General features: G+C 41.4%; 11 protein-coding genes. 7 read left to right on the top strand and 4 right to left on the bottom strand.

Going from position 1 to position 12200, the window contains the following annotated elements:
- Window positions 1–3: 3 nt before the first annotated feature.
- Window positions 4–2136 (bottom strand): ATP-binding protein, encoded by a 2133-nt coding sequence (locus V7K56_RS29210; RefSeq protein ID WP_334916272.1) that lies wholly within the window; start codon window positions 2134–2136, stop codon window positions 4–6.
- A 298-nt stretch (window positions 2137–2434) separates the two neighbouring features.
- On the opposite strand from V7K56_RS29210, the gene V7K56_RS29205 reads away from it, so the two are divergent.
- The 4 genes from V7K56_RS29205 to V7K56_RS29190 all read left to right on the top strand — a co-directional run bounded on the left by V7K56_RS29205 (window position 2435) and on the right by V7K56_RS29190 (window position 5579).
- Window positions 2435–3175 carry a RibD family protein gene (locus V7K56_RS29205; protein WP_334916270.1) on the top strand — a complete coding sequence of 247 codons (741 nt, stop codon included), beginning with the start codon at window positions 2435–2437 and terminating at the stop codon, window positions 3173–3175.
- A 149-nt stretch (window positions 3176–3324) separates the two neighbouring features.
- Window positions 3325–4506 carry a GNAT family N-acetyltransferase gene (locus tag V7K56_RS29200; protein ID WP_334916268.1) on the top strand — a complete coding sequence of 394 codons (1182 nt, stop codon included), beginning with the start codon at window positions 3325–3327 and terminating at the stop codon, window positions 4504–4506.
- 61 nt (window positions 4507–4567) lie between these two features.
- Window positions 4568–5056 (top strand): pentapeptide repeat-containing protein, encoded by a 489-nt coding sequence (locus V7K56_RS29195; protein WP_334916266.1) that lies wholly within the window; start codon window positions 4568–4570, stop codon window positions 5054–5056.
- 139 nt (window positions 5057–5195) lie between these two features.
- Window positions 5196–5579 carry a DUF4346 domain-containing protein gene (locus tag V7K56_RS29190; RefSeq protein WP_334916264.1) on the top strand — a complete coding sequence of 128 codons (384 nt, stop codon included), beginning with the start codon at window positions 5196–5198 and terminating at the stop codon, window positions 5577–5579.
- Window positions 5580–5638: 59 nt separating this feature from the next.
- Here the strand turns inward: V7K56_RS29190 and psb32 are convergent, their stop codons facing one another.
- Entirely contained in the window at window positions 5639–6376 is a 738-nt protein-coding gene (psb32, locus tag V7K56_RS29185) for a photosystem II repair protein Psb32 (RefSeq protein WP_334916262.1), read from the bottom strand.
- Window positions 6377–6876: 500 nt separating this feature from the next.
- Between psb32 and surE the strand changes: the two genes are divergently transcribed.
- Together surE and V7K56_RS29175 are read left to right on the top strand one after the other, a co-directional pair.
- Entirely contained in the window at window positions 6877–7557 is a 681-nt protein-coding gene (gene surE / locus V7K56_RS29180; protein ID WP_334916260.1) for a 5'/3'-nucleotidase SurE, read from the top strand.
- Between the two features lie 182 nt (window positions 7558–7739).
- Window positions 7740–8363 (top strand): hypothetical protein, encoded by a 624-nt coding sequence (locus V7K56_RS29175; RefSeq protein WP_334916258.1) that lies wholly within the window; start codon window positions 7740–7742, stop codon window positions 8361–8363.
- Between the two features lie 378 nt (window positions 8364–8741).
- On the opposite strand, the gene V7K56_RS29170 is transcribed toward V7K56_RS29175, so the two are convergent.
- Window positions 8742–10328, bottom strand: a complete 1587-nt coding sequence (locus tag V7K56_RS29170; protein ID WP_334916510.1) for an NCS2 family permease — start codon at window positions 10326–10328, stop codon at window positions 8742–8744.
- Between the two features lie 32 nt (window positions 10329–10360).
- On the opposite strand from V7K56_RS29170, the gene V7K56_RS37300 reads away from it, so the two are divergent.
- A complete protein-coding gene (locus V7K56_RS37300) occupies window positions 10361–10567 on the top strand; it encodes a DM9 repeat-containing protein (RefSeq protein WP_442940245.1) in 207 nt (68 codons plus the stop codon).
- A gap of 652 nt (window positions 10568–11219) precedes the next feature.
- Here the strand turns inward: V7K56_RS37300 and V7K56_RS29165 are convergent.
- The gene (locus V7K56_RS29165) at window positions 11220–11738 is read right to left on the bottom strand and encodes a hypothetical protein (protein ID WP_334916256.1); all 519 of its coding nucleotides are present in this window, start codon (window positions 11736–11738) and stop codon (window positions 11220–11222) included.
- Window positions 11739–12200 lie beyond the last annotated feature (462 nt).

Below are 12200 nucleotides of genomic sequence, written 5' to 3'. Positions count from 1 at the left end.
CAATTACCTCTTGAAAGTCCCATTTGCACAAACTCCTCCTTTTGGAAGACTTACCAAAATAGTTTGCAGAGGCGAAAGACGAATCTCGCAAGTCTCATTTCCAAATAGCAACTGGGACTTCGGGAACTTTTCTTTGTCTATTTCTATTTTCACAGACTTGTTGATCCCCAAAAAGGAACTTACCCCAGACTCCTGTAGGCTAGGATAGCGGCTTGCTTTTACCGCTTCATTCCCAGAGGAAAATCCCAGATCCCCAACATTTGCTTCTTTATTTGGAACAGCTAACAGCGAGATATCAATCAAAGGTAAGGTAATTTTCAGTGTCGTACCTTGATGAAGTCCCGCACTCTCAAGAGTAATACTGCCTCCCATAAGTTCGATTAAGTTTCGTGAAATCGCTAGTCCCAGTCCAGTACCTTCAAACTGGCGTGTTGTAGTGCCATTCACCATCACAAAGGGGCGAAATAGTTTGTGCTGTTGAGTTGGATCGATGCCTATACCTGTATCTTTGACAGCTACTACCACCTGAGATTTACCACTACTAGATTGAATTTCTGTAGCAATGGTGATGCTTCCGGTGTCAGTGAACTTGGTGGCGTTGCCGATAACATTAATCAGCACCTGCTTGAGTTTTCCCGCGTCTGCCTTAATTGGGATTGCTTGGGGAGCTAACTCACATTTCAATTGCAAGCCCTTTTGTTGAACATTAACTGATTGTAAATTAATTACCTCTAACAATAGTTGTCGGAGGTCAATAGGTGTAGAGACGACCGAAAGCTTACCTGCTTCGATTTTAGAAATGTCGAGTAAATCATTAATAATACCTAACAAGTGAATCGTTGTTTCATCGGCACGTTTGAGAAACTCCATTTCTTCTTCTCGGTCATCACATAAGCCCTCTTCAACCAGGCGAATACAGTTAATAATAATATTTAATGGGTTTCTCAATTCATGGGAAGTCGTAGCTAAAAACTGGCTTTTTATTTGGTTAGCGCTTTTTGCTTCTTTCCAAGCTATTTCTAATTCTTCCGATCCAGCTTTCAGCCGTTTTACCATTTGATCTAATGCTTGAGCCAGTTGATTGAATTCCCGAATTTGAAAATTGTGCGGAACTGGTTGTGCAGCATGGTGAGAGTGAATATTGAGAGCGTAGTCTCGCAACTCTTCTACAGGACGGGCTAAGTAAGGAGCTAAATATAGGGATGCTAACAAACTTGCACCAATCAAACCAACTGTCAAAACGATAAGAATTAATTTGATTTCCTCTAAACCAAAAAGTGCATTATCGACGCTAGTAACAGCTAAAACTATCCATTTTTGCTGCTGCTGTTGAGTAAGTGGATTTGAAATTGCTGTATAGCCGGCGACTAATTCTTTTCCTTCGGTAAAAGAGAAATTTATCGAATCGTTTTTTCCCGTAATTGCATTTTTAATTATGCTCTTGATTTGGGAAGCATGAGGGTGCTGATTGATATTAGTTCCCACCCAATCTGTGAATGGGTGTGCCAAAATTGTGCCATCTTCAGCAATCACTACCATAGCGCCTGTGAGCGATCCCGGCGGATTTTTGGTTTGTTGGTACAATGCAGATTGAATACTTAAGCTGTAAACTGAATTTCTTCGGCTATCAAAGACTGGTGCAGATAAAACTACTTGCAGTTGCTGATTTTGTGTGTTTCTTTTTCCAGTCATTCCTGTTTTTGACGGGAAGATTGCTTTGACATCAATTCCCTCAATAGGCAAAGGTAATCTCAAATCTCCAATTTCTCGATCCTCACAGCTACTAGCAATTACCTTGTGGCTTTGGAGATTTGTTAATTGGATGCACTCAATACTGGCTGGAAGTTGTTCCCTTAACTGCGTGAGAATTTCTTGCTCTTGTATAGGCAAATCCGACGGAATAACCGTTGTTTTGCTTACACTCTGCAAATTAGCTTTTAAGATTGCGATCGCATCATCAATTCTCTCCCCTTTACTGATGGCGCTTTCTGTTAAATTTTGCCGTGCCGTTCCCAATATACTAGAACGTGCCTTATTCAAGGCAACAATTTCGCCTACTAGTAAAACTGGAACAAACAGCAGCAATATTCTCGTTACTAAAATTCGACGAAAGGAAGATTGACGGGAATTAGTCATCGACTGTCTCACTTTGCACCTGCAATCTACAACACCAAAGATATGCAATTAGACCAGCTAGATGAGACATTTTATTAAATGATCAGAATTTTATTTTCAATGTTTAAAAATAACAAATTGCTATAATTCAAAAAGAAACGTGGTATACCAAAATTCGTATATGTTAGATGTAAAAGCGATTTGTGTTGCATATCAATATAGTACAGTGGTGAATTATAAAACAGTAGCTTGCAGGTATGATTTTGTTTGAGAATCTACATTCGACTAAAGAAAATATTAAAACTATCAAATCAATTTAATGTTGCAACATCGTCTTCATACTACAGTTGTTTTAGCAATGAGTGCAGATGGCAAGATAGCAGATTTTAAGCGATCGCCTGCTCGGTTTGGCTCAAGGGTTGATAAAGCACACTTAGAAAAACAAATTGCTGCCTCTGATGCCGTTTTGTTCGGTGCTGGGACTCTGGACGCTTATGGAACAACACTTACTGTAACCGATCCAACTCTAGTGGAACTTCGGGCGCAAGGAGGGAAGCCTCGGCAACCAGTTCATATAGTGATTACAAACTCTGCAAACCTTAATCCGGAAATTCACTTTTTTAAGCAACCAGTTAGACGCTGGCTACTCACCACAACAGCAGGAGAAATTTCGTGGAAAGAACGCTTACAGACGCTTTCCTCAACTCTAGGAATCGGAGTACAAGAGTATCCTCCAGAATTTGAGCAGGTTCTGGTTTTTGAAACACCAACGCGAGAAATTGATATTCTCGCAGCCTTGAAGCAACTAGCCACTCTACATATAACACGCTTGGCGGTTTTGGGTGGAGGTGAATTAGTAGCTTCCTTGTTGGAACTAGATTTAATTGATGAATTATGGCTAACTGTCTGTCCACTGATTTTAGGTGGTAATACTGCACCCACACCCGTAGATGGGAAAGGATTTTTACCTGATTTAGCTCCCAAGTTAGAACTCATAGAAGTTCATACAGTTGAGCAAGAAGTGTTTTTGCACTATCGCCTGCAACGACCAGCAGATTAGATTACGCTAAGTTAAGTTATTTATTGGGCATTGGACATTGAAAAGTAAAAAGTAAAAAGTAAAAAGGCAAAAGATTCTTTTCTTTTTACTTTTGCCTTTTACCTTTTGACTTCCTTGTCTCCCCACTCCCTACTCCCTACTTCCCTAAGATGGTGGAACAACTTAAGCCTCGCTATTCTGTCGTTTGGACGAATAAAATCGCTGAAGTACCCCAAAATGCCTGGAATGCTTTGGCAATGCCACTCAAAACGCCATTTTTAGAATGGGAATGGTTGAACAATCTCGAAACCTCCCAAAGTGCTACGGCTAAAACTGGTTGGTTGCCAAATCACTTGACACTGTGGCGAGATAAAGCGCTGATTGCTGCTGCGCCACTTTATCTCAAAGGACATAGCTCTGGTGAATTTGTATTCGATCACCAATGGGCAGAGTTAGCCGATCGCATCGGAGTCCAATATTACCCAAAATTACTAGGAATGACGCCATTTACTCCAGCGGAAGGTTATCGGTTTTTAATCGCCCCAGGAGAAGACGAGGATGAAATCACAGCGCTGATGGTGCATGAAATTGACACTTTTTGCTCCAAAAATCGGATTTCTGGATGTCATTTTCTCTACGTCGATCCCCAATGGCGTCCGATGTTAGAACGGCATGGTTTTACAACTTGGCTGCACCACAGCTATATCTGGGAAAATGCTGGCTTTAAAACTTTTGATGATTACTTGAAAGTTTTCAATGCCAATCAGCGCCGCAATATCAAGCGGGAACGCAAAGCTGTGGAAAAAGCAGGTTTACGATTGCAACCACTAGCTGGCGTTCAAATTCCTCAGTCTTTGTTTCCCTTGATGCACCAATTCTATGCTGACACCTGTGATAAGTTTGGCTGGTGGGGTAGCAAGTATCTCACACGCAGGTTTTTTGAGCAGCTACACTCCGATTATCGCCATCGAGTCTTGTTTGTTGCCGCATATAGCGAAGAAGATAACTCTCATCCTTTAGGAATGTCCTTTTGTTTATTTAAAGGTGACAAACTTTATGGACGCTATTGGGGAAGTTTTCAAGAAATAGATTGCTTACATTTTGATGCTTGTTATTATGCACCGATTGAGTGGGCGATCGCTAACGGCATCCAAATTTTTGACCCTGGCGCGGGTGGGCGACACAAAAAACGGCGCGGTTTCCCTGCTATGCCTAATCACAGTTTGCATCGCTTTTATAATAATCGTTTAGGACAAATTATCCGTCCCTATATTAAGGAAGTGAATCAACTCGAACAACAGCAGATTGAGGCAATTAATGCAGAGTTGCCATTTAGTGAGAAAAATGCTTGAGGAAAATGAACTACTTTCGTAACATCACTGCGTAAGTCCTAATAAGTTCAGGAAAGTATTTATGGAGCGTGTGAATCGTGATGAATTGATTAGAAGATATGCTGCTGGGGAAAGAAACTTTTCTGGAGTCAAGTTGGACGTAGATTTGTCGGGGATTGACCTGAGTGGTGCTGACTTCACTGGAAATAAGATGGACGAGTTCTATTTTGAGCGTACTATATTGAAGCGTGCCAGTTTCGTCAATACCCAATTGGCTCAATCCTGTTTCGATGCTGCGGATTTGACCGAAGCCGATTTCAGAGGTGCTAGATTGTCTTACGCGAACCTCAGAGTTACTAACATGACCAACGCTAACCTTAGAGGAGCGAGATTTCACAACACTAGCTTCTATAAGGCTAATTTGATAGAGGCTAACTTGAGCGGAACTGATTTGGGGGGATGCGACTTCTGGGAAGCTGATTTGACTGAAGCTAATTTGGAAGGATCTAGTCTGCGTCGCACTACTTTTCGTAACACCATAATGCCAGATGGCACTATTCGGAATAGTTGAGTCTAATTCTCTAATTTTCTTTTAAGTAAAAGGAATCAAAAATATCTGAAAGATATCAAGAAGACTAAGGAGGATAGGAATTACACTTGATATAGAGTGTAAAAACCCTGAAGAAAGAAATTTCCTTTTTATAATGCTTATGGATTTAATAGTTGAAGATTTAGCCGCGATTGATGATAAGCTTTCCCAGCGTCATATTGACCTCGATCCCGGTGGATATTTCATTATTTACTTGGATCGAGACGCAGGGTTAATTTATGCCAAGCATTTTACAAATGTGATTGACGATCGCGGTTTAGCTGTCGATCCTGAAACGGGAAAGGTTATTCCAGCGCGAGAAAAGGTAGAACGAACTCATACAACAGTTTTTAGCGCCAGGACGGCGAAAGAACTTTGCGTGAAAATTTTTGAAGAAACTCAGTCCCCTCCTGTAACTCAATTAGATCATGCAGCTTATCTGGGTCGAGAATTTGTCCGGGCTGAGGTAGCTTTAGTTACAGGGCAAGAGTATGTTCAAGATTAAAGTTAGCAGTGAGGAGTTAAAAGTTAGAAATTTATAACTCCTAACTCCTAACTCTGCCATTACCCATTAGATGAAGGCTGATTTATCTGATAGATATAGTAAGTTGCCATTGGGATAACGGTGGCAGCAATTAACAATCCTACTACCCAAGCAGTAGCGTTGCCTTGGTTGGTTTCTTCTGCTTTCTTGAAAGTGCCTTCTACTTGTACATTGTCAGTTATTTGGGGTGGCCCTGGATCGGCTTTGCCAGAGAGAACGGCAACAAGGCGATCGCTTGCATCGAGAAATGCCTGATTGTATTTGTCACCATTGCGTAACGGCACACTTACTGTTTCAGTAGCTACACTCTCGGCAATAGAGTCAGTAAGCATTGGCTTGACTTTATCCCCAGTAATAATAGCAGTACCATTGGTAACTGTATCAAGAACTAATAAAGTTTGATTAGCTTGGGCTGCTTTTGTCGGAAACCATTTTTCAAAAAGTTCTTTACTAAAGCTTTCTGGTGTTTCACCGTAGTCGAGGCGGCGAATAGTAACAATTCTTACTTCATTATCTGTTTGCTTTGCCAAATCCTCAAAAGCGCTGCTAATCTTGCCTTCATTCAGACGGCTGATAACTTCACCCTGATCCAAAACCCAGGTGTCATTCCCTGCTGTCAGGCTGGGTATTTGATACACACCTGTGGCTAAAGCAGGTGTAGCAAACAGTGAAGCTACGAAAATAACCGTCAGCAAAGGTAAAATTAGCCGGATGAGGTGTTTTTGACTGCTAAAAACTTGTTTGAGGAGCTGTTTCATCGTGTGATCCCTAAGACAGACTTGCACCAAAAATACTACAGAACCACTGCAAAAATCACCTCGTTCTCGATTTTCTCCAGTGTAAAATTTCTGATATTCCCAGCAAATATGTATATTGTACGGGATTTTTGATTACACAAACTTGTTCTGAAGGCGGTTGCAAGCATTAACCTAACGCTAACTTCCCTACTAGTGACAAGAAATACCGCCCATTTTGGGAATTAACCCAAATGCTTAGGGCGGAATTTGCAAACCATCTAGAAATTATATCGCACGAGCGATATTTTTTGCAGAATAAAGCATATTTTTTCTTTCATATATGCAAGTAGCTTTTCCTGCTGTACTCATTAGATATCTGAGATAAAAGATTGTAAAGACGTTGCCCTGCAACGTCTTTACAAGAGTTCTGGATAATGCATACTTAATTTATAACAGATGTCTATGTGATGGTTGATCTCTGCATTTTTCTGATATTTTAGCTAAATCAATATCATATATACATGACTATACTTTTAACTAACGACGATGGCATTGATGCCCCTGGTATCCAAGCGCTGCTCAAAGCTGTAAACGGCAGAAATTCTATTATCGCTGCTCCTGCCAATCATCAGTCTGGCTGTGGACATCAAGTTACTACAACTCGTGCTATTAACCTCCAGCGACGTTCTGAGACTGAGTATGCGATCGCAGGTACTCCCGCTGATTGTGTGAGAATTGCAATAACACAAATTCACGCGAATGTCAAATTTGTACTTTCAGGTATCAATGCTGGGGGAAACTTGGGAGTCGATGCCTACATTTCTGGCACAGTGGCCGCCGTGCGGGAAGCCGCGATGCACGGTATTCCCGGAGTTGCCATTTCCCACTATCGTAAAGCCAAGCAGAATTTTAATTGGGATCTGGCTGCCAAATTCACAGCTGAAGTTTTAGCGGATTTACTCAAGCGTCCCTTAGAACCAGGAAGCTTCTGGAATGTGAATCTGCCGCATTTGCAAGCAGGAGAACCACATCCTGAGATGGTGTTTTGCCAAGCCTGTACCAAACCTTTGCCCGTGAACTATCGAATTGAAGGCGATAATTTTTATTATGTAGGAGAATATAGCAAACGCGATCGCACTCCTGGCAGCGATGTGGATGTATGTTTTTCCGGCAATATTGCCGTTACCCAGTTAAGAGTTTGACATCAGCCATCAGTTACTAGTTAACTGCTACCACCTTTTAGTGGATATTAAGGAGAGCTTGTAGGGCTATTAATTAATCTTATGGCTATTGTTGGTGCGATCGCGAGCAAAATTTTCAAGGATTTGAAATCTGGTTAAGTTTCAGTGGTACTGAACACTAATTTCAAAAAAAGGATAAATATATGCAGTTTCTCAAAATTGTTCTTGTTGCTCTGGTGTTAATGGTGAACCTGCTAATTGCTCAACCCTCTTGGGCAGGTAAGGATTTCACTAAGGGGGCTGACTATGCTGAGGTAACTCAAGCACTCAATCAACTTCTAACTGTAAAAAATACACCTGAGCAAGCTGGCTATACACCTGAGCAGTTCCAGCAGCGACTGGCACAATTGCAGTTTCAGAAAAATGTCATAGAAACAGCTAGAAAACGGGCGCAGTGTCGCAATGAAACTGGAAAGACTTTGGCTGTTTATGCCAATAAACCAAAAAAATCTCCAACCCAACTCTATTTTCTGGGCGCAGGAACAATCACGGATGATGATTGGGATTGCGATGGCATTTACTTACCCGCAGGTTCTCAAGTGATTCTAGGCCCAAATGCTCAACCACAAGAACTGATTCAACCAATCGCCGTTAAGTTTGTCGATGGTACACAGTCTCTTGCTAGAACTAATCCAGCCACTGGTGCAATTGAATTGAATGTTGAACCTGCCAAAGTATTCAAGGCGGGTGAAAGTAGCTGGTTGCTCCCCACTTATTCCCAAGCAGATATCGATACGCAAATTCCCACCCCACAACTTATTGACTAATCTCATCTAGATAATTCAACTTTTATACAGTAAGGAATGAGGATTAATTAACAATTCAAAATTCAAAATGACGCTCTCTACGAGACGCTAAAAGCAAACGCGGACTCGCTAACACTGCGCTAACAAAATTCAAAATTCAAGACATTTTGAGTTAAGGATTTAAACCCCGACTCAAAATATGCTACGACAAGACGTAGCGCAAAGTCTGATCCGAGGTTTCCTCGGATCAGACTTTGTAAGAGAGGGGTCTTAAACCCTTGAATGTACGATAAGATATATACCTACTTAGATCCGTTAAACTCTATTCAGTAATCGCGATGCGCCAAGAGTATAAATATTATTCGTATCCTTGCGGCTAGGGACTGGGGAGCGATGGCATCAAGCCTTACGCCTTTCTTGCCAATCAACATAGAAAAAGAGAATTGCAAGCATTATATAGCCAATAGTCCAAGACGTACCAGTTCCAGTGCCGAAATTAACAACTGTATCTGCAACAGTCCAACGATAACTGTGCATCAACCCAACCCAGGAAATGACAGCAGCGACTATAGACCAATAGGCAGCTTGGCGAAACTTGCGCTCAATAATATAAACTGTGATGCCAGCTAAAATCATGGCGGAAAAAATAAACCCTTGCTCAAGAGCAAAAGCCCCATCAATATACGTATCGCTTAACTTAAACTGCTCAATCAAGGCTGGTGTGAAAGGTTTTTCCGGTGTGCCCAAACCTGCTGCCCGAAGTGCATTTTTCGCAATTAGCGCACCCCAACCAGCAATGCCGGGTAATAGACCAACAACTACAGCAGGTGCATGGTGTGACGGAGTGGCTGTAAAGCTTTGAGCGACAATCACAATCCCAATCCACAATACAATTGCCATTCCAGCTTCAATCGGCACAAAGTAAGCCAACATTGCCACGGTTCCACTTAGGCAAAGCAAGCTCATACTTATACCATTGAGTATAGAGTAACCAACTCTTGCTCCCATAGCTTTCCAGCCAGGATGACCAATATAAATAGTAGTCGGGAAACAGGAACCACAAATAGCAGCAACCAATGTACCAATACCATTTACCCTCAGACAGGGAGCCACAGGATAAGTATCACCCGCAGCTGAGGCACTTTCTAAATTTTGGAGACTGCCAACAAGATTAAATAATCCCATTGGTAGAATAATACTGAAATATTCAACCAAGACCCAACGACTGCTCCACAATTCTCCCAGCCACAAAGAAGGGAGATAAAGCCTAATTGGTTGCAGGGTAGCAATAAACTTGGCATGATCCCAACTAGCTAAACCTGTTCCCCAAGCAAGGGCAATTCCCAACAGAACAGCCAACAAGCCGCCAGGTATGGCAAATCGCACTCGCCCAAAATAAGTCAACAGAATTACACCAAGAGGCACTAAGCCGACTACGGGATTGGCATAAGTACGAAATAGAAAACCAATGGCAATAAAAGTGATTGCAATACCGCCCAAAGTGGAAAGTAATGCTGCACGGGGGGCGAGGCGGCGGAGTGCTTCTCCTCCCCAAGCCCCGACAAATTCTATCAAACCAGAACCAAAGCAAGCCACTAATCCTGCTTGCCAAGCCAATTCAGCAGCTTGTTCGCCAGATGCACCACTTGAAATTGCCGCCAATTTTACAGGCAGCATCACCAGAAAAATATAAGCAAAAAGGCTGACGGTGTTAATCCCATAAGGCAAAGCAGTAATATCGTCCCTCTGCTCACGTTTGCCTTGCTCTTTGGCTAGCCTTGCGTAATAGAAATTACCAACAATCAAACTGATTGCAACTCCTGGCAAAATCCGCCCATAAACTAACGACTCAGGAAAGCCAAGCACTCCTTGGCACAAATTCACAATCAATAAAATTTGAATAAAATTATCAAGCGCCAGCCCAAATAAACCATCAATGTCTCTGCGAACGAACCAACGCGGTACTCTGGTTGTAGCGATTTCCATTGTTTTACTTTTGCTTTGCCAATTATCTGGCAATGGTCTTGCCGCTTTTAGAATACCAGCAAATGTTGCTGGTAGCACTGAAGAATAATGGTAAGAACACATTATATTTTTGCCGAGCCAAGGTTGATGGAGAGTATACACCAGAGAAATACTATCCACCAAATAAAACCTGTTACATTCCTTGGGGTGGACAAGAATACATATACAAGAGCAATTTCCAGATTCTATTTGCAAACTAAACTGGTTCTTAGCAAATATCTAGACCTCTTTATATACCATTTGATACAAGGGTTGAGGGTTACTCATTGTGTACTAACTTAGGATAATTTTTAGTATTACAAAGAGTGAAGTGTTTTTGTTGCACTCGCTCATATTCAAAGTCAATAATATGTATTTAGTGTTTTCCAGTGTTAAATAAAGTAATTCAATTTTCTGAAGAAAAATTCACTGTTTTAGAAAAATCTACAAAGGTATCAGAAGAACAAATTTTACGGGTTTTCACTCAGGGCGATCGCGTTCATAAATTATTACGCGATACTATAGCAGTTACCTCAAGTTATTAGTGTCAGTGATAGGTTTATTATGTTTGAACAACAACCTGAAGATTTACGATTTTATGTCCAACAGTTAGCTACCGAAGTGTATTGCCTTTCAGTTCTCTTGGATAATCTACTGGTTTGTAACTCCCAGCGATAACCTTGGAAAACAACCGCGCCTGCTGCACAAATATGGTTATCCAGCAAAAAAGCAAGAAATACTTTCATCTGGTCTATCCAAATATCTTCTTTTTTCTGATTTCAGATACACTCTCGAATTTTCCCTCGTCACTTTCGAGGGTGAATACAAAGTATCCTCCAGCCCAGAAACTTTCTTTGACGAAATTCCCCACCCCTACCATCTTCGATGGTGACCCCATCCGTGGAACCCTCCTCCAAATCCGAAGTGGAACCCTCTTCCAAATCCGAAGTTGATGCCATAAGTAGGATAGGGCGACACATAGATGGGATAAGGGTTGTAGATGTAAGCAGGAGAAGGCGCTACGGTGTAATAACCATCATCACTACAAACCTGAGTAGTATGTTGCACAATTGTTCTAGGTACAACATTCTCTTGCCCAGCATAAGGTAGATTCAAATAACCATCCTGAAAACCACGAGCGAATTCACCTCCCACAGTCCGAGGTTTATAAGCTTCTCTGTTCCGAGCGCTTTGTTGTCCTTCTCGAAAACCATTTGTATAAGCATTGGGGTGGTCTGCCGCCGATTCTTTAAGTACCCTATTGTCAGTAACAGGATGACAGTAAACTACCCTATCAGCTTTAGCGGCTTGGGGAAAAAGTAAAGACGTTGAGCCAGCGATTAAGCTGAATAAAGCAGCAACAACTATTTTCTTCACAGCTTTTAACCTCATTTATGCTTAATGCTCTAAGCCCTTTAACTTTAATTATAAAACCTGAATTATCAGGTGACATGAGCCAAAAATCATAGATTCCCTATTAACATGCCTGCCTTTAGGCTAAGGAATTCTAGCCTAAAGTTTTAGGAATACCACGGCGCAATAGTTTATTTATTCTCCGGCGAGTTCCCGCACAATGACCACACTCTAATCGCAATAATATTTTCTGTCATTGTCGTACTTGCAGTTATGAGTGGATGGATTCAGCATTTGATATTACTTGTATTCAATGCAGTCGCAAAGATGTAGAAAGTATTTCATCTTAGTAGTTTACCGATGACTAAATCGAAATGTTTATTGAATAGTGTGATGGTGAAGCGAGTAGAGCTTGGATGTTATTTTTTTGGAAATATAAGCGATCGTCTCTAATATCAAGTCCGGCCAATTAGCTATGATTCCCTAATCTATGCAGAAACC

The sequence above is a fragment of the Nostoc sp. genome (genome assembly GCF_036917535.1).
Taxonomy (GTDB): domain Bacteria; phylum Cyanobacteriota; class Cyanobacteriia; order Cyanobacteriales; family Nostocaceae; genus Nostoc.
Note: the sequence above shows the minus strand (reverse complement) of the source record. Positions and strands in the feature narration are given on the sequence as shown.